Annotated in this window: 15 protein-coding genes, 1 tRNA gene and 2 rRNA genes (1 of these 18 running past the window's edge); 5 read left to right on the top strand and 13 right to left on the bottom strand. The window is 62.0% G+C overall.

The genetic code is table 11. The annotated features are described in order from the left end of the window. Window position 1 precedes the first annotated feature (1 nt). From KF941_RS13000 to KF941_RS12955, 10 genes are all read right to left on the bottom strand, one after another. Window positions 2-307: a hypothetical protein gene (locus tag KF941_RS13000; protein WP_214273514.1), complete on the bottom strand. Its 306-nt coding sequence runs from the start codon at window positions 305-307 to the stop codon at window positions 2-4. Beyond that, window positions 300-1,343: a DUF3445 domain-containing protein gene (locus KF941_RS12995; RefSeq protein WP_214273513.1), complete on the bottom strand. Its 1,044-nt coding sequence runs from the start codon at window positions 1,341-1,343 to the stop codon at window positions 300-302. Before KF941_RS12995 ends, KF941_RS13000 begins: the two co-directional genes overlap by 8 nt. Before the next feature lie 9 nt (window positions 1,344-1,352). Beyond that, complete coding sequence (locus tag KF941_RS12990; protein ID WP_036750932.1) at window positions 1,353-2,300, bottom strand: PDR/VanB family oxidoreductase; 948 nt, start codon at window positions 2,298-2,300, stop codon at window positions 1,353-1,355. Further along, the gene (locus KF941_RS12985; protein WP_214273512.1) at window positions 2,297-2,899 is read right to left on the bottom strand and encodes a dimethylamine monooxygenase subunit DmmA family protein; all 603 of its coding nucleotides are present in this window, start codon (window positions 2,897-2,899) and stop codon (window positions 2,297-2,299) included. Before KF941_RS12985 ends, KF941_RS12990 begins: the two co-directional genes overlap by 4 nt. Window positions 2,900-2,958: 59 nt before the next feature. After that, complete coding sequence (locus KF941_RS12980; RefSeq protein ID WP_214273511.1) at window positions 2,959-4,095, bottom strand: aminomethyltransferase family protein; 1,137 nt, start codon at window positions 4,093-4,095, stop codon at window positions 2,959-2,961. A 67-nt stretch (window positions 4,096-4,162) separates the two neighbouring features. Next, window positions 4,163-4,801, bottom strand: a complete 639-nt coding sequence (locus KF941_RS12975; protein WP_052095731.1) for an ABC transporter ATP-binding protein — start codon at window positions 4,799-4,801, stop codon at window positions 4,163-4,165. Next, entirely contained in the window at window positions 4,801-5,520 is a 720-nt protein-coding gene (locus tag KF941_RS12970) for an ABC transporter ATP-binding protein (protein ID WP_036750919.1), read from the bottom strand. The genes KF941_RS12975 and KF941_RS12970 overlap by 1 nt, the downstream gene beginning before the upstream one ends. Next, window positions 5,517-6,575 carry a branched-chain amino acid ABC transporter permease gene (locus KF941_RS12965; RefSeq protein WP_214273510.1) on the bottom strand — a complete coding sequence of 353 codons (1,059 nt, stop codon included), beginning with the start codon at window positions 6,573-6,575 and terminating at the stop codon, window positions 5,517-5,519. The genes KF941_RS12970 and KF941_RS12965 overlap by 4 nt, the downstream gene beginning before the upstream one ends. Beyond that, window positions 6,572-7,438 carry a branched-chain amino acid ABC transporter permease gene (locus KF941_RS12960; RefSeq protein WP_072462276.1) on the bottom strand — a complete coding sequence of 289 codons (867 nt, stop codon included), beginning with the start codon at window positions 7,436-7,438 and terminating at the stop codon, window positions 6,572-6,574. The genes KF941_RS12965 and KF941_RS12960 overlap by 4 nt, the downstream gene beginning before the upstream one ends. A 69-nt stretch (window positions 7,439-7,507) precedes the next feature. After that, window positions 7,508-8,749 carry an ABC transporter substrate-binding protein gene (locus KF941_RS12955; RefSeq protein WP_214273509.1) on the bottom strand — a complete coding sequence of 414 codons (1,242 nt, stop codon included), beginning with the start codon at window positions 8,747-8,749 and terminating at the stop codon, window positions 7,508-7,510. An 864-nt stretch (window positions 8,750-9,613) separates the two neighbouring features. On the opposite strand from KF941_RS12955, the gene KF941_RS12950 reads away from it, so the two are divergent. The 5 genes from KF941_RS12950 to KF941_RS12930 all read left to right on the top strand — a co-directional run bounded on the left by KF941_RS12950 (window position 9,614) and on the right by KF941_RS12930 (window position 16,847). Next, window positions 9,614-11,710 carry a hydantoinase/oxoprolinase family protein gene (locus KF941_RS12950; RefSeq protein ID WP_346428985.1) on the top strand — a complete coding sequence of 699 codons (2,097 nt, stop codon included), beginning with the start codon at window positions 9,614-9,616 and terminating at the stop codon, window positions 11,708-11,710. 35 nt (window positions 11,711-11,745) lie between these two features. After that, a complete protein-coding gene (locus KF941_RS12945; protein ID WP_240540294.1) occupies window positions 11,746-13,833 on the top strand; it encodes a hydantoinase B/oxoprolinase family protein in 2,088 nt (695 codons plus the stop codon). 307 nt (window positions 13,834-14,140) lie between these two features. Beyond that, on the top strand, window positions 14,141-15,310 hold the full coding sequence (locus tag KF941_RS12940) for a transporter substrate-binding domain-containing protein (protein ID WP_214273507.1): 1,170 nt from the start codon (window positions 14,141-14,143) through the stop codon (window positions 15,308-15,310). Between the two features lie 74 nt (window positions 15,311-15,384). Next, window positions 15,385-16,053 carry an ANTAR domain-containing protein gene (locus KF941_RS12935; protein ID WP_214273506.1) on the top strand — a complete coding sequence of 223 codons (669 nt, stop codon included), beginning with the start codon at window positions 15,385-15,387 and terminating at the stop codon, window positions 16,051-16,053. A gap of 173 nt (window positions 16,054-16,226) precedes the next feature. Next, the gene (locus KF941_RS12930; protein ID WP_214273505.1) at window positions 16,227-16,847 is read left to right on the top strand and encodes a hypothetical protein; all 621 of its coding nucleotides are present in this window, start codon (window positions 16,227-16,229) and stop codon (window positions 16,845-16,847) included. 3 nt (window positions 16,848-16,850) lie between these two features. Here the strand turns inward: KF941_RS12930 and KF941_RS12925 are convergent. The 3 genes from KF941_RS12925 to KF941_RS12915 all read right to left on the bottom strand — a co-directional run. Then, a tRNA-Met gene (locus KF941_RS12925) sits at window positions 16,851-16,927 on the bottom strand. A gap of 61 nt (window positions 16,928-16,988) precedes the next feature. Beyond that, window positions 16,989-17,103, bottom strand: a 5S ribosomal RNA gene (gene rrf, locus KF941_RS12920). 139 nt (window positions 17,104-17,242) lie between these two features. Then, window positions 17,243-18,638, bottom strand: a 23S ribosomal RNA gene (locus KF941_RS12915); it runs 1,452 nt beyond the window's last position.

The following is an 18,638-nucleotide window of genomic DNA, read 5'->3' as shown; positions in this document are numbered from 1 at the left end:
ATCATGCGATGCGGGCATCCTCATGATGGGGTGATGGCGCCAAAAACAAAGTTTCCTGTTGATAAAAATAAGATCCTTCCAGGAATATTTCTATTCTGCCGCCATTCCGTTCACCCTGCCCGACTTCGCGCCAGGAACCGAACCGATCCCGCGCCATTGGGCGGGTTCGATCGGGGCCATGCAGGAAGGCCGTAACGGCCAGGAAGCGACACGAATCCGAGGAGATTGCGACGACACTGCCGCAGGTCGGTTCCGTCCCGCCGAATGCTGGCAGCATACAGGTTGGCAGCCCCTCGCCGTCAGTCATCGGGAAAGATCCCGGCCGAGGTCGGCGCGCAGTCGTCGAACCGCGACAGGTAGTTGACGATCAGCGGCCGGTTCACGGCGAATCCCTTGTATTCGGCCAGTTCGTCCGGCAGGTCGCGCAGCACCCGGTGCAGGCGGCGCCCCCATTTGGGCACCGTCACCAGATCCTCCAGCGCCAGCAGATAGCAGCGGATCGGGAAGGCGATGGCGTTCGACCGGGGCAGGCGCCAAAGCGTCTGCAACTCCACCCGCAGATATTGCTTCGCGCCGACATTCCCGGCGGTCAGCGTGCGCTTTTCCGGCCCCCATTTGTGATAGTTTTCGGGGCTGGTATCCAGCCGGGGATTGACCGTCATCGTCCAGTTCAGCCGCCGCACGGGTGCCCCCTGCTGCAGGCTCAGCAGGAATTTCAGGGCGCGCTGGAACACCCCCAATTCATGTGCCTTCGGCACCGGGGCGTGCCATTCGAAGAAGTTCATGCCGATGTCGAAATCGAGGCTCCAATCCGCCTGGCTGGTCACCATGCCGGCATCCATCCACAGGTTGCCCTCGCGCTGGTCCAGCAGGGCATGGTCGCCCTGGGTCTGGCGGGTGATGTATTCCATCGGCCCGCAGGGCAGGCTGGTCGCGTCAAGGAAGATGAAGCGCTGTTCGATCCCCAGCGGCCGGTTGATCCAGTGCCAGCGGTCCCCGTCGCGGTGCAGTTCGAACAGTTCGGGATAGTCCTCGGCCTTCGAGACCATCACCAGTTCCAGGAAATCCCAGCCCGCCAGTTCCATATGCGGCAGCGACTGGCAGCGCAGCGGATCGTCGCGCAGCGTGATCTCTCGGTCGCGCATTTCGGCGACGTAATGTTCGTCCACGTCGAAACGGTGCTGGAACACCGAGCCCGCCGCGCCCCGGCGGTGCGGCTCGATATTGACCGAATACATGTAGCTGTCCTGGTCGAAGGGGAACGGAAAGCGCCGGATCGCCGCGGGCGAGTTGTAAAAGGTGTAATCGTCGCGGAAGGTTTCGTCGTTGAAGCGCATGGTCATGCTGGCCCCCTAGCGGTCAAGGGTGAGGTCTTCGCCCTGAAAGCGCGAAACGCAGGGCATGATCTTCTGCTGCGCGGCCTTTTCGGCATCGCTCAGCCAGTGGTCGTGATGCTCGATCCGGCCCTTGCAGGACAGGACGGCGGTCTCGCATTGCCCGCAGGCGCCGCCCCGGCAAAGCCAAGGAGCATCGACCTGCGCCTCTTCCATCGCCTCCAGCAGGCTTTGATGGGGGCCGACGGTGATCGTTATGCCTGACCGCGCCAAGGTGACCTTGAAGGCTGCGCCGGGTGGCGGGGACAGGAAGGCTTCGGAATGCAGCGCGGCCTTGGGCCAGTTAAGGCGGGTGGCGGTTCCTGCTACGGCCTCGATCAGCCCTTCGGGTCCGCAGGTATAGACATGGGTTCCCAAAGGTTGCCCCGCCAGCACCGCGCCGATGTCCAGCCGATCGCCTTCATCGGAGATATGGGCATGGACCTGCGGCAGGTCGGGCAGCAGGCTCAGGCCGGCGGCCTCGGCCCGGCTGCGGGCGCAGTAATGCAGTTCGAACGGCATTTGCAGCCGGGTCAATTGCCGAAGCTGGGCCAGGAAGGGCGTGATGCCGATGCCGCCCGCGATCAGCACATGCTTTTTCGCCCGCAGGTCCAGCGCGAAAAGGTTGACCGGCGCACCCACACGCAGCAGGTCGCCCACCGCCACATGGGTATGCATGAAGCGCGAGCCTCCCCGGCCGGCATCCTCGCGCCGCACCGCGATTTCATAGCCCGATCCGTCCAGCGGGTCCGAGATCAGCGAATAGGCGTTGCGGCGCAGGGTGGCGCCATCGGGCATCTCCACGACCACATGCGCACCGCCGGAGAACAGCGGCAGCGTGCCGCCTTCGGGGCATTCGAAGCGGAAGCGGGTGACGAGGGGCGACAGGGGCGTGACCTCGGCCACGCGCAGCATCCGGGCGGTCATGGCCTGATCTCCTGCACGGGTGGGAGGACGCCGGGGGTTTCGGCATCGACGCAGACGCCCTGAAAAGCGCCCAGGCGGCGCGAATAATGGTCGCGGACGAACAGCGTCAGCCCGCAATGCGAACAGGTGAAGGGATCGGTGGTGACACCCTCGGTGATGCCCTTGCAATGGACGCATTGCATCCGCCGCGCGATCGACCCGCGGTGCTCGGACTGGATGGCGCCGGCGGGTAGGCCGGCGGCCAGCGCCTCGGCCGCGGCCTGCCCGATCAGCCCCTCGGTTCCGGCCAGATAAAGCGTGGTGCCCATATGGGCATCGGCCAGCGCCTTGCGGAACCGCTCCAGGCAGGCGGCATAGCTGGGGCTTTCGTGATAGATCCGCGCGCCAAGCGCCCGCAGCCGCGCGCCATGTGGGGTGCCTGCCGGGATGAAGATCACATGCGCCCGCTCCATCACCGCCGGATCGCGGGCGGCAAGGTCGATCAGCGCCCCCGCCCCCTCGGCATCGGCCAGCATGATCGCGGGCATGGCCCCCTGCGCCACCAGCCCCGGATAGACCGGGCGGCTGGTGATCGAGGGCGAGAATTCGGTTCCTGGCATGGTTTCCCCCTGTTGACGGGAAGGGCCGGGCAACCTGCGCCACCCGGCGGGCGCTTGAGTCAGCCCTTGGCGGTGCGGACCTTCTTTTCCGGGTCGAGGAAGGGCATGGACGCGGTCACGGCGGCGATTTCGCCATGGGTGGCGCAGTTCACGGTCAGCCTGCTGCCTTCGTTCGCGCAATCGACCGGCAGGCGGGCGATGGCCACCGTCCAGCCGTTCAGCGGCGAATGCATCGCCTGGGTCACGACGCCGACCTGCACACCGTCGCGCAAGACCGGAGCGCCATTGTCCGGGGCCTTGTCGCCTTCCAGCTTCAGGCCCCAAATCCTGAAGCGCTCCCTGCCCTTCAGGCGGTAATGTTCTTCGGCCCCGCGAAAGCCGGTCTTGCCGGGCGATACGGTGAAATCCAGGCCCAGTTCCCACAGCGTATCCCCGCCCGGCTGGTCGTCGAAGGGATACATTTCCGAATTGTCATAGGGAAAGAACAGCAGATAGCTTTCCGTCCTCAGCAGGTCCAGCGTGGTGAACCGGCAGGGGATGATCCCCATCCCGGCGCCCTCGTCCAGGATACGGTCCCAGACCATCGGCGCATCCTGCCCACGCACGAACAGCTCGTAGCCCCGCTCACCGGTGTATCCGGTGCGCGAGATCATGGCCGGCTGGCCGAACAGCGAGGTCTGGATATGGCCGAAATAGGCCAGGTCGCGGATACCGGGCACGTGTTTCGCCAGGTAGTCCACCGCCAGAGGGCCTTGGAGAGACAGGTCGTGCAGGTTGTCATCGAAGCGCACCGACACGTCGCGGCCAGAGGCAGCCATGGTCAGTTGCTCGAACCCCTGCCCCGAGCCATGCACGACCAGAAAGGCATTGGGCCCGGTGCGATAGATCACGCAATCGTCGATGAACTTGCCGGCGTCGTTCAGCATGCAGGCATAGATCGCCCGGCCCGGCATCAGCTTTTCGACATTGCGCGTGGTGGCACGGTCGATCACATGGCTGGCGGCCGGGCCGGTGACATGCACCTTCTTCAGCCCCGAGACATCCATCAGCCCGGCCTTGGTGCGGATCGCCAGATACTCGGCAACCGGATCACCGTCATAGGACCAGGCGGTTCCCATGCCCGACCAGTCCTCAAGCTTCGATCCAAGCGCGCGATGCCGGTCGGCCAATGCCGAGAATCTCCATGAAGCGGTCATCGTCAACTCCCTGTTTTCACGTTCTTGTTTGCCCCATTGCGGTCAGGGGCGTTCCTTTTGCGGGGCATCACGCCACCAGGCGGCCCTTTTCAAGGCAATAGCTGCGGGTGCAGAGCGCGCCCAGAAAGGCCTCGTTCTGCTCGACCAGCAGCATGGTCAGGCGCAGCCGGTCGCGCAGCATCAGAAGCGCCTCGACGATCTCCTCGCGGATCGAGGGCTGAATCCCCTCGGTCGGCTCGTCCAGCATCACCAGGCGCGGCGCGGTGCAAAGGCATCGGGCCAGCGCGAGGATCTGCTGCTCGCCCCCCGAAAGCACCCCGCCCGGACGCTCGGCAATCGGCGCGAGACGTGGGAACAGCGCGATCATTTCCTCGGCCCGCGCCAGCGGCTGGCCGCCGGCCAGGCAGGCCGCCTGCATGTTCTCGCGCACCGTCAGGCGCGGGAAGATCCGCCGACCCTGCTTGACATAGCCAAGGCCCATCCTTGCGCGCCGGTGAACCGGCAGACGGGTGATGTCCTGCCCGCCCATCTCGATCCGGCCATCGGTCGCGGGCAGCGTCCCGCCGATGGTCATCAACAGCGTGCTCTTGCCCATGCCGTTATGGCCAAGGATGCCGACGAATTCGCCCTCGGCGACATTGAGGCTGATGTCGCGCAGGATCGGGATCTGCCCATATCCCGAATGCACTCCGACGAGTTGCAGCATCAGGCCACCTCCCTTCCCAGATAGACGTCGCGCACGCGCTGATCCGACAGGACCTGATCGGCCGGCCCCTCGACCAGGACCGAGCCCTGGTTGAAGACGGTGATGCTGCGCGCGATCCGGCGGATGAAGCTCATGTCATGCTCGACCACGATGACCGAGCAGCTTCGGGCCAGTTCGACCAGCAGGTCGCCCAGCCCCTCGACCTCTTCGCCGGTCATGCCGGCAGCGGGCTCGTCCAGCAGGATCAGCGCCGGGCGCGGGGCGATCACGGTGGCCAGTTCGACCAACTGGCGCTGGCCATGCGCCAGGATGCCGACCTTTTCGGCGGCGAGATGGCTGATGCCGATACGCTTCATCACCTCGTCGCAGCGCCGCCGCGCAAGGTTGGGCGGCAGCGCCCGGACGGCGGCGAGCATGACATTCTCGCGCACCGTCATGGCGTTGAAGACCGAAGGCACCTGGGTCTTGATCCCCATGCCGGCCCGCGCGATCTTCGCGCTGCTTTGGCCGTTGATCGACTGGCCGCGAAACAGCACCTCGCCGGAGGTCGGGCGATACTGGCCGGACAGCATGCGGAAGAAAGTGGATTTCCCGGCGCCATTCGGCCCGATCAGGCAATGCAACTCGCCCTCGCGCAGCGAGAGGCTGACATCGCGCACCGCGACGACGCCGCCGAAACGCATGGTCAGGTTGCGGGCTTCCAGCAGGTAGTCGGTCATCGTGCTTCCTCCCCGATCATGGCCTCGCCGGGTTCCGCCGCCGGTGCCGGGCGCCGGAACGCGGCCAATGCCCGGTCGCAGCCGCTCCGCATCAGCGGCAGGATGCCCTTGGGCAGCACCAGGACGAACAGCGTCAGCACCAGCCCCATCACCAGGTTCGGGTCGAGCCAGACCCCGGCGTTCAGCGTGCCCAGCCAGGCCGAGAAGGCCAGCAGCAGGAAGCAGGCCATGACCGGGCCGGCAAGCGTTCCCAGGCCCCCGACGATCACCCAGACCAGCAATTGCGAACTGGTCGTCAGGCTGAACATGTTCGGGCTGACGAATACGCAATTGGCAAACAGCACCCCCGCAAGGCCCGCAAGACCGCCGGCGATGGAAAACACCCCCAGCTTGTAGAGGCGGGTATCGTAGCCCAGCAGTTCCGCGCGCAGCTCGTTTTCCCGCAAGGCCACCACGACCCGGCCGAAATACGTCGCAAGAAGCAGGCGGCAGAGGATATAGGACAGGATCAGCGCCACCACGCAAAGCACATAGATATCTTCAGGCCAGAGCGGGTTGCCGTCCAGATCGTTGAGGATCGGCGTCGAGGGGATGCCGTTGAAGCCGCCCAGGGGCGCCTTGCCGATCTTCCATTCGCTGCCCGAGGTCTGGTTGATGAAGCGATAGAGGATCAGCGACAGGACCAGGGTGATGACGCCCAGATAGACATCGCCCAGCCGGCCCCAGAACATGAAATAGCCGATGGCGGCCGCCATCGCCGCCGCGACCAGGATCGCCAGCAGCACCGCCGTGGTCGTATTACCGATGTTGAGGGCGAGAACCGCATAGGCATAGCCGCCGATCCCGAAGAACGCGGTCTGGCCAAAGCTGAGGATGCCGCCGAACCCCCAGATCAGCGCCAGCGAAAGCGCGAGGATTCCGAAGGCGCAATAGATCGAGCCCGAGAGGATCAGCGTCATGTCCCCGCCCGAAGGGACGATGAACAGCGCCCAGGCAGCAGCGAGGATCATCGCGACGGCGCCCAGGCGGTCCGAGGTGACAAGCGGCGTTTTCATTGCGATCTCCGGAAGAATTTGCTGGTGATCCCCTGGGGCAGCACCCGCAGCAGCACCACCGCCGCCGCAAGCAGCGCCACTTCGGCCAGGACGGGGGTCGCCAGGAAGGTCATGATCACGCCGACGCCGCCCAGCAGCCCCGAGGCGGACAAGGTGCCCGCGATGATGGCGGGACCGCCTGAGATCACCGTGATGAAGCATTTCGCCAGATAAGAGGCGCCGATGGTCGGCACCACCCCGGCAATCGGCGCGATCAGCGCACCGGCAAGCCCGCTCAGCGCGGCGCCGGTGACGAAGGTGGCGCGGTAGACGGCGCGCTGGTTGACCCCCAGCGAGGCGGCCATGTCACGGTCCTGCATCGTGGCCCGCGCGATCAGCCCGACGCGGCTGTAGCGCATCACCAGATAGCCGGCGATGACCATGACCAGGGTGACGGCGACAAGGAACAGTTCATAGAACCCGATGCTGAACCGCCCGATGGAAAGGCTGCCGAAGGGCGTCGAGATGCCCGAGACCGAATTGCCGAAGGCCACGGTGACAAGGCCGATCAGAATCAGGCTCACCCCCCAGCTTGCCAGCATCGTGTCCAGAAGCCGCCCGTAAAGATGGCGGATCACCAGATATTCCACGACAAGCCCCACCAGCCCGACCAGCACCGGCGCCAGGATGAAGCACGAGACCAGCAGCGGCACGCCATGCTGGGTGGCAATGACCGCCGTATAGCCGCCCAGCATCAGGAACTCGCCATGGGCGAAGTTGATGACGCGCATCATGCCGAAGATGACGGCGAGGCCTGCGCTGATCAGCACCAGGTTCGCGATGCTGATCGCGGTCTGAAGAAGAATGATCGCAACATAGTCCATGAGAAGCTCCCTGGTGCGGCGGAAACGGGACATGCGGGCGCCCTATGGCCGGGCGCCCGCGCGGTCCCGTTACTTCGGCACCTCGACCACATATTGCGTCGCATCGGTCGGGTTGACCTTCAGGTCGCAGACCGCCAGCGTGTCGCTGGGCGGTTGCTGCGCAAAGCTTTCCAGCACGACGTAATTGTTGTCGCGCACCTCGGCGATATAGCTGTCGAGCGTGTTGTGATGCGTCTGGGCGTTGATCGTGGTCAGCCCCGCCGGCCCGGCGAAGGAAAGGCCGCTCTCAAGCGCCTCGATCACCGGCTCGCGTTCGATGGTGCCGGCCATCTCGACCGCCTTGGCCCAAAGATTGACGGCGTGATAGGTCATGGCGCCGCCCTCGGTGATCGCATCTGCCTTGTCGCCGAATTTCGCGTAATACTCGGCCTTGAACGCCTCGTTCTCGGGGGTCTGGATCCCGTCGAAATAGGCATAGGAGACGATGATGCCGTTATGTTCATCGGGGGTGGTCAGCACCTGTTCGTTGCCGATGCCGAAGGTCGTCGAGGCCATCGGGATCTTGTCCTTCATCCCCGAGGCGACCCATTGGCGATAGAAGGCGTTATGCGCACCGCCCACCAGGACCGACATGATGATATCGGGCTGGGCCGCCTGGATCTGGCGGATGGTCGAACCGAAGTCGTTGACATCGAGCGGGAAGAAATCCGCCCGCACCACCTCGCCGCCGTTTTCCTTGACGAACTTCTCGATCCACAGCGCGGTGATCTGGCCGTAATTGTAGTCAGCGGCCAGCACATAGACCTTCTTGCCGCCGAATTTCTGCATCACATAGGGGATGAATTTCTCCAGCGTCTGGCCGGGAGTCGAGCCCATGCAGAAAGTGTTGCGGTCGCAGACCCCGCCTTCATAAAGCAGGCTGTAGAAATAAAGCGTCCTGTAGCGGTCGAGCACCGGCCGCATCGCCTCGCGCGAGGCGGAAAGGATGCCGCCGAAGACCACAGCCGCCTTCTGGCGCGTCGCGGCCTCGGTCGCATATTGCGCGTAAAGCTGCATGTTCGATTGCGGATCGTAGTTGACCAGTTCGATCTCGCGCCCCAGCACGCCGCCGGCCGCGTTCAGTTTGTCCACGGCAAGGTTGAGGCAATTGATCATCGGGCGGCCATAGATGTCGATGCCGCCCGAGGCGTCATGAATACCGGCGACCTGGATTTTATCGGTCGCGGCAAAAGCGGGACGGGCAAGGAACGGGGTTGCAAGAATCCCTGCGGCACCCAGGCCGAGGAAATGTCTGCGTTGCAGGTCTTTCATGGTGGATTCCCTGTTTTCATTTGTGCTTTTTGGAAGAGGCATTCCCAACAGGCCAAACTCCGAAGTCCCGAATTTCCGGAGAGCCTTTCGCGACGCTGGCCCATTTTCATGGGAGGGCGCGCAACACCACTTGGCGGCACGATGCTGTGCCTCATGGCTTTGGGCTGACAGATGGCACCTTGTTGTGCCTATGCGCCTTAGTCGAAGACAATGCCGGTGTGACGAACTCGACGCGGCGAACAAGAGCTAAACTTCGCTAACTCGTTATAGAGTGCATCGGCGATCCGAGCCGAATCGGTCAACAGGTTTTTCCGGATCGAGCGGATTTTTCCGGCAGCCGCAATCCAGCATCGCGCCCGGCGTTCAGCAGGCGGGCAGAAGGCAATGCTGCCGCGTAAATTTTGCGCAGATCGTGACTTGTCTTGCGTCGGCTTTGACAGTCGGGGTATCCATTTGCATGGGCTGGCCGTCCCGACCCGGATCTGCGCCTTCGTCGAAGCATCATCCGATGATTCTTTTCCTACCTGGACAGGCTGAAAGCGGCGATTCGCACCCTTTCCGATCTCGCAATCCCGTCGTCAGCGCGAAAAGGATATTCCGCGGCGCGGCGCATTGCCCATGATCGCAATCCATTGATTTTTATCATGTTTCAGGAAGCTTCTCCGCAAATTTCTGCACTTGAAAAAAACGCTTGTCGATCTTGATATTCATCGCGTAGTGTCGAGGAATGCATTCAACAACGAATGCAACAGATCACCATGCGCCCGAAAGCATCAGGTGATCGACCTCCCCTCGATATCAAAGCGAAATCTATGCGCAGGTGCTCATCGGACGGATTCCGTCCTTTGCAGCCTGATTTGCGCAATGCGGATCAAAAGGAAATTCACGATGAGTATGGATGGGGCGGACGCAGGTCCGTCGATGAAACCTGCACGTGCCCGCCTTGCAATTGACGTTGGCGGGACGTTTACCGATATTTTCGTTCTGGACTCGAACGGAAAACAGACCGTTGCGAAAGTGCCCAGCACGGCCAATCCGATCGACGCGATCATGAACGGCGCCGAGGCCGCCGATCTTGACTGGAATGATGTCGAACTGTTCACCCATGGGACGACGGTTGCGACGAATGCGCTGATCACGCGCAATTTCAAGCCCGTCGCCATGGTCACGACCGAAGGTTTCCGCGACGTCCTGGAAATCGGGCGCGGCACCCGCGAAGATCCCTGGGACGCCTATAAGGAGGGGACCCCGCCCTATGTGCGCCGGCGCGACCGTTTCGCCGTGCGCGAGCGGATCAATTACCGGGGCGAGATCATCGAGCCGCTGGATGAGGAACGGGCGCGGGAAATCGCGCGCATCCTGAAGAAGCGCGAGGTCCATGCGGTCGCCGTGTGCTTCATCAACGCCTATGTGAACGGCGTCCACGAACAGCGGATGGCCGAGATCCTGGCCGAGGTGCTGGGGCCGGATGTCGCCATCTCAACCTCGCACGAAACCCATCCCGAAATCTTCGAGGACGACCGCTTCTCGACCACCGTGGCGAACACCATCCTCGCGCCGATCATCCGTCCCTATGCCCGCGACATCGCCAGCCGCACCAGTGAGGCCGGATATGAGGCCGATGTCCTGCTGTTCCATTCCGGCGGCGGCGTGATGACCCCGGCGACGGCCGAGAAATACGCCGCCCGCCTTGCCGCATCGGGGATCGCTGCAGGCGCCATCGCCAGCAAGTATTTCGCCGAGCTCTGCGGCTACAAGAACTCCATCGGCCTGGATATGGGCGGCACCTCGGCGGATATCTCGCTGACGGCGGACGGCCATCTGCGCATGACCGACAAATGGGAAGTGGACTGGGGCCATCCGATCTGTTTCCCCTCGATCGAGGTTCTGACCATCGGCGCCGGCGGCGGCTCGATCTCTTGGCTGGACAAGGCGGGATCGCTGCGCAACGGCCCGCAATCGGCTGGATCGGTGCCGGGACCGGCCTGCTACAAGGCAGGCGGAACCGAGCCGACCAATACCGATGCGAACATTATCCTGGGCCGTGTCGGCACCACCCTGGCCGGTGGCAAGAAGTCGCTGGACCGCGAGGCTGCGCTTGAGGCGATGCAGAAGATCGCCGGGCCGCTGAACCTGGATCTGGTCGAGGCATCGCTTGCCACCCTGCGCGTCGCCAATGCCAATATGGCCGATGCGGTGCGCCTGATCTCCATCGCCCGGGGTCACGATCCGCGCGATTTCGCGTTGGTGGCCTTCGGCGGCGCGGGTCCGCTGCATGGCGTCGATATCGCGCGCGAACTCAACATCCCGGTGGTCATCATCCCGCCCAATCCCGGCGTAACCTCGGCGGTGGGCTGCATCCTGGTGGATGTCCAGCATGACGTGACGCAGATGTATTTCGACAATGCCAGCACGGCCGATCCGGCGGATGTCGAAGCCGCGTTCCAGAAGCTGGAAATGGAAGGCCGCGACCGGATGCAACGCGACGGCGTCGCACCCGGCGACATGACCTTCCAGCGCTTCGTGGATATGCGCTATCGCGGTCAGTGGCGTTCGCTGGCGGTGTCGGTTCCCGGCAAGATCACCGCGATGGACGAGGCACTGGCCATCTTCCATGCCGAATATGAAAAGGCGCACAACTTCCGCCGCGAGGATTTCCCGGTGGAGATCTACCGCCTGACCGTGCGCGCGATCGGGGTCACGCCCAAGCCCTCCTTCCCCAAGGTCGCCATCGACCCGAATGCGAAGGCGGTTCCCAAGGGCACCCGCGAGGCCTGGTTCCACGACCACCCCGCGGCCATGACGACTCAGCTTTACGACCGCGAGACCCTGCCGGCCGGCGTCACCATCAAGGGCCCGGCCGTCATCGACCAGCTCGACTCGACCACCGTCATTCCGCCGGGCGACGTCGCCTATATCGACGAATGGCTCAACATCCAGATCAAGCTTGGCGCGGCATAAGCGCCTTCCCCCAACCAGCAAGGAGGACGACCGGCATGACCGGCAAGAAGCAATCCCTGGAACTGTCCGACAAGGGCATCCAGTTCCCCCCGCCCCCCGAGAAGCGCCTGACCGAGTTCAAGTCCGAACTCGACCCGATCACCTTCGAGGTGTTGCGCAACGCCTTCGTCAACATCGTCGACCAGATGGCCGAGCAATTGCTTCGGACCTGCTATTCCTTCGTGATCTACTGCCGCGACTTCTCGTCCGGGCTCAGCGATCCGCAGGGCAACCTGGTGATGCAGGGCACCGGCGACATCGCCGCCCATGTCGGCACGCTGCATTATACCTGCAAGGCGGTGATCGAGGAGTTCGGCGACGACATCAATCCGGGCGATGTCTTCATCATCAACGATCCGTTCCGGGGCGGTAGCCACTTCAACGATACCCGCATCCTGCGCCCGATGTTCTACAAGGGCGAGTTGATCGGCTGGTCGCAGGCCAATGGCCATTGGGCCGACATGGGCGGCGCGACGCCGGGCTCGTTCAATATCACCGCGCTGGACCACATGGGCGAGGGGCTGCGCATCACCCCGGTCCGTATCTGGAGCAAGGGCGTCTGGCTTGAGGACGTGGCCAAGATGATCGCGGCCAATACCCGCAATCCGGGCGACGTGATCGGCGACATGCAGGCCCAGGCCGAGGCGACGGCGGTTGCGGAACGCGAGATCATGCGGCTTTGCGACAAATACGGCGTCGAGACCATCAAGACCGCCTTCCGCGAGGTGCAGGACTGGGTCGAGGTGCTGATGCGCAACCGCCTGGCCGAGCTTCCCGACGGAACCTGGTATGCCGAGGACTATATCGACCAGGACCCGAAGCTGGAGGAGGGCCTGATCCCGATCAAGATCAAGTTCACCATCGACGGCAACCATGCCCATTACGACCTGTCGGGCTCGCATCCGCAGATCTCGACCTTCCTGAACGCGGCCTATGGCGGCTCTTTCGCCGGGATCGTCGCAGGAACGAAATACCAGTTCCCGGACCTGCCGTTGAACTCAGGCCTCTACCGTGCGGTCACGGTCAATGTCGGCGAGCCCGGAACGGTCGTCAACGCGGAATGGCCCAGCCCCTGCGCCGGCTTCTGTTCGGGCCCGTTCGAGAAGCTGATGAACTCGGTCTTCGGGCTCTGGGCGGATATCATGCCCGAACGGACCATGGGTTGCGCCTTCAACCTGGAATACCTGCTGGTCGGCGGCCGCGACACCAGGCTTCAGGGGCGCCCCTATTTCATGTGGTATGACTGGATGGCCGGCGGCTGGGGCGGCCGCAACGGGCGCGACGGCTTCAACGCCACCGCCCCGGTCTTCGGTGCGCAATACGGCATCCAGCCGCTTGAAGGTCAGGAACGGCTGGCCCCGGTGCTGACCAAATGCCACGACTTCGTGCAGGATTCCGCCGGCCCCGGCGAGGCACGCGGCGGGCTTGGCGCCGAGAAGGGCGGCTCGGTCTTCGAGGGCGAGCGGATCGTGGTTTCCTATTGCTGCGACCGCGAGCGTTCGGTGACCTGGGGCATGTGGGGTGGCCTGCCCTCGATCCCGCATGGCGTCTGGCTGAACAAGGGCACCGAGAAGGAGCGCTACCTGGGCTCGATCTTCTCGAACCTGCCGATCGAACTGGACGACGTCTTCACCCGTCCCTCCGCCGGCGGCGGCGGGGTCGGCGATCCGCTGATGCGCGACCCGAAACTGGTCTGCGAGGATGTCGCCGACGAATATGTCAGCGTCGAGCGCGCGCGCATCGACTATGGCGTCGTCATCCGGGTGGTGGATGCCGATCTGGCGCAATATGAGGTCGACGCAGCGGCAACCGCGAAGGAACGCGAGCGCATCGCGGCCGCACGCCTGGGCTGGCTTGACGAGAATGCGGAAGCCATCGCTGCGCGCTATCGCTCGGGGGAGCTGAACGTCATGGATTGCGTCCGGCAATATGGCGTGATCCTCGACTGGGGCAATGGCCAGTTGCTTGCCAATACCACGCAGCAATTCCGCGAAATGATGAAGCGGCGGGTTGCGCCCTATTGGGGCAAATCGCTTGCGGTGCTGAGTCTGGAAGCCAAGGAACGGGTGCAGATCGCCGCGTAACGACGGAGGGGCGGCAAGGCGATCCGCCGCCCCTGCCCGATCAGACCACACCATGGCCGCTTCGGGGTCAGTCCCTTTGTCCGGCGCCCGCTGCCTCTGCCACTGCCACTGCTTGTTTATCGGGCCTATCCACGCCTGAAAACCGGGCATCTTGCATGGGCCATCCGCTACAATCGGAATCGCGAACGGCGCTTTCTTGACCCTTATGTTGGGCACGCCTAGCGTCACGCCATGCCGCCCCGAGCAACGCACCATCGGAAAGCTTGAACTCCCGATCACCTATTCTTTAAAAGGAGGGCCGCACAAGATGAGAAGAGACGATCCAGTATATATCGGGGTCATGTTCTCCCAAACGGGCTGGACCGCCGTGACAGAGAAAAGCATGTTGTCGGCAACCATGTTTGCAATCGATGAGATAAACCAGTCTGGCGGCATCAATGGTCGTGAACTGATCCCCGTATATCGCGATCCGGCAGGAGAACCTGCCGCCTATAAAGCCATGGCGGCGGATATTCTCGCCGATGGCAAGGTAAAGGTCATACTGGGGTGCTACACCTCAAGCCAGCGCAAGGCGGTATTAACTGCCCTGGACAAAGAGGCGGGAATTCTCTGCTACCCAGCCCAATATGAAGGGTTCGAGTATTCCGAAAGCGCAATGTATTTCGGAGCCGTTCCAAATCAGAACAGCCTGCTTCTGGCCAGATATCTTCTCGAAAACCATTCGCCGCGCATATATATCATAGGATCGGACTATATCTGGCCCCGCGAATCCGGCCGGATCATGGGCGACCTCATCAGATCCGGCGGCGGAGAGGTCTTGGGCGAGCGCTATCTCGGCCAACAAGCCAAAAGGCCGGAAATGGATTCCCTCATCGCTGACATCATGAAATGCAGACCAGACATCATATTCAACAATTTCGTCGGTCAGTCCAATCTGGATTTCTACAATGCTTATGCCGGAAATGGGCTCGACGCCGGCCAGATCATGGTTGCAAGCCTGACGACCAGCGAAGCCGATCTACAGGAAATCGACCCCAAGGCGGCTGTTGGACATATCACGGCAGCGACGTATTTTGCATCACAGGCAAATCCAGCCAACATTTCCCTTCTTGAGCGCTACAAGACAGCGCGTGGCGAGCCTGCGCATACGAATATGTGCTGGGACGCAGCCTATACTCAGACTCATATGGTTGCGCAAGCCATGAGGAATGGCTCTGCCGATAGCATCGGCTCGATCCGCGCAGGGATTCTGGGCACTTCCTTCGAGGCACCTCAGGGTAGAGTTGCAATAGATCCATCGAATCTTCACTGCTTCGTCTGGCCTAAGATCGGAATTGTACGAAGCGATGGCCAATTTGATATTGTTGCCCAAACGAAGAATGCTATTCGCCCCATTCCATATATGACAACCTACTCCATAAACAGTGACGAAAAGACCGCAGCTGAGACCATATCACACACCCCGGAATGGACATGAATGCCTGAGCTTCAGGTGAATGCAGATCGAGATCAATCATGGGCGCACACGCTTTCAGGGCAGAGGAATCCGAGATGCAGGCCGGACGAAGCGAGCCCGCAACCGGCGATAGGGATCGACCAGTCCTGATCAAGGATCTTCGATTACTGAAGATCATTCTTGTTCAACCAGACCAGGGCGGCGATCAGGATCTTCGCTCTCATCTGGTGAGAATTGGTTGCCAGGTGCAGGAAATCTGGCCACCACCCATTTCCTATGCCGAGGATATCGACATCGTTTTCGTCCTACTTGATCGGCTGATCGAAAGCAGGCTCTCGTTCCATTGGCAAGCCGAGAATCCTTCGGCGGTTTTGATCGCAGTGATTGACTATGAGAATCCTTTGTCCATCGACCGTCTGTTGAACATGCGGGTGAATGCGGTAATCGGGCTGCCGATCCGACCCTTCGGGATTCTTACCAACCTATTGGCGGCGGTCAACAATCACCGACGAGAACGGCGATTGCGCCAGAGCTTAAGCCGCCTGCAGGCAAAGCTCGAGTCGTCCCGTATCATCGAGCGCGCCAAGCTTGCGATCATGTTGACTGACAATCATTCCGAAAAGGAAGCCTATGGCGTGCTTCGGCAGTTGGCGATGAAGCGCAGAACCACCGTCGATATGGTGTCAGGTGAGATCCTCTCCCGCCTGAACTGGCGTGAGGGGGAAGATACCCTGATGCATGAAGACTACGGTCAAGATCCATAAGGGCGCTTGAAGGATATGTTGTGACGTGTTTCAGGCGCATGGCGCTGCAGCTGACGGGACGATGGTCTTTCGCCGCAAGCTATTCCGGGCGCAGTTGCTGATTGCCGAAACGGCGTCGCAGCCGACCATGCGGTTGTCGGCCGTGAAGGGCGAAGCGTTGCGGGGGCTATTCGATGATCTCGAAGGATCTTCTGGGCCGCTCGACGGCGCGCAACAAGGGCACCTGCGACAACCGGATGAACATCCGCCGCGACGCGCTGGAAGCGCGGGTGCTGAACGCCCTGCGCACCCGCCTGGTCGACCCCGACCTCTTCGCCGAGTTCTGCGACGCCTATACGAGGGAGACCAACCGGCTGCGCATGGAAAGTGGCACCGGCATCGACAAAGCCGAGACCGAGCTGAAGCGGATCGCCCGTGAGGAAGAGAAGCTGATGGATCTCTACATGCGGGACGCCCTCTCGATCGAGGCGGTGAAGGAGCGCGGCGACAAGCTGCGCGCCCGCAAAGTGGAGCTGCAGGACTTCCTCGCCAATGCCGACGAGCCCCCGCCCCTGCTGCATCCCTCGATGGCGCTGCAATACCGGGCACGGGTGCAACAGCTCTACGAGACGCTGCAGGGCGACGACGAGGCGCAACGCATCGAGGCGGCGGAGATCATCCGCTCGCTGGTAGACCGGATCGTACTGACGCCGGGGGAGGTCCGGATCGAGATCGACGTCCAGGGCGATCTGGCCGGAATCCTTACGATTTCCGCGCAAAAAAGCCCGGCGAAGGGGCGGGCGGATCGCAAGTAAAGATGGTTGCGGGGGCAGGATTTGAACCTGCGACCTTCAGGTTATGAGCCTGACGAGCTACCGGGCTGCTCTACCCCGCGCCATTTGCATCGCGTGGTTTGCGGTGCTTTTTCGTTCCGAGAGATTTTCGCTTCTTTTCAGGTCTGGCGGTGACCTACTCTCCCACGTCTTTTGACGCAGTACCATTGGCGCGACGGCACTTAACGGCCGAGTTCGGGATGGGATCGGGTGTTTTGCTCGTGCTAAAGCCACCAGACCGGAAAAGGAGCGAGATCGGCGTTTCCGCTTCCCTTCGGGCTTTCGCCGCTTCGGGATCGGGAAGACATTGTCCAAGGATGCTTTTGGAAGAAGGCGGGCTGCTTGTCCTTGACAAGCTGGTCTGTCTTCTTCCGGATCAAATCAAGCCTATCGAGCGATTAGTACCGGTCAACTGAACGCATTGCTGCGCTTACATCTCCGGCCTATCGACGTGGTGGTCTTCCACGGCTCTCAAGGGATACCTTGTTTTGAGGGGGGCTTCACGCTTAGATGCCTTCAGCGTTTATCCTGTCCGTTCATAGCTACCCAGCACTACCGTTGGCACGATAACTGGTCCACCAGTGGAACGTTCACCCCGGTCCTCTCGTACTAGGGGCAACTCCTCTCAAGTATCCTACACCCACGGCAGATAGGGACCGAAACTGTCTCACGACGTTCTAAACCCAGCTCACGTACCTCTTTAAATGGCGAACAGCCATACCCTTGGGACCTGCTCCAGCCCCAGGATGAGATGAGCCGACATCGAGGTGCCAAACGATGCCGTCGATATGGACTCTTGGGCATCATCAGCCTGTTATCCCCAGCGTACCTTTTATCCGTTGAGCGATGGCCCTTCCACTCGGGACCACCGGATCACTATGGCCGACTTTCGTCTCTGCTCGACTTGTCAGTCTTGCAGTCAGGCTGGCTTCTGCCATTGCACTCGACGAGCGATTTCCGACCGCTCTGAGCCAACCTTCGCGCGCCTCCGTTACTCTTTGGGAGGCGACCGCCCCAGTCAAACTACCCACCACGCAGGGTCCCGGACCCGGATAACGGGCCGCGGTTAGACATCAAGAGTGCGAAGGGTGGTATCTCAAGGATGGCTCCACCGGAACTGGCGTCCCGGGCTCAATGCCTACCACCTATCCTGCACATCGCAATCCTGATGCCAGTGCGAAGCTATAGTAAAGGTGCATGGGGTCTTTCCGTCTAACCGCGGGAAGTCTGCATCTTCACAGACAATTCAATTTCGCTGAGTCCACATTTGAGACAGCGGGGAAGTCGTTACGCCATTCGTGCAGGTCGGAACTTACCCGACAAGGAATTTCGCTACCTTAGGACCGTTATAGTTACGGCCGCCGTTTACCGGGGCTTCAATTCAAGGCTTGCACCTCTCCTTTTAACCTTCCGGCACCGGGCAGGCGTCAGACCCTATACGTCGCCTTACGGCTTCGCAGAGCCCTGTGTTTTTAGTAAACAGTCGCCACCCCCTGGTTTGTGCCCCCCGCCGACAGTTGCCTGCCAACGGGGCCTCCTTCTCGCGAACTTACGGAGGTATTTTGCCGAGTTCCTTAAATGTGGTTCTCTCAAGCGCCTTGGTATTCTCTACCAGTCCACCTGTGTCGGTTTAGGGTACGGTCTTGTGGAGGGCTATTTCCAGGAACCGCTCAGCAGCCCCTCCAATCCGATAAGGAGGAACTACACCTGCGATCCGTCACCATCTCCTGGCCCAGGAATATTAACCTGGTTCCCATCGACTACGCCTTTCGG

The organism is Paracoccus sp. pheM1 (assembly GCF_018499825.1).
GTDB classification, from domain to species: domain Bacteria; phylum Pseudomonadota; class Alphaproteobacteria; order Rhodobacterales; family Rhodobacteraceae; genus Paracoccus; species Paracoccus versutus.
The sequence above is the reverse complement of the archived record's forward strand: the minus strand, read 5'-3'. Positions and strand labels throughout refer to the sequence as shown.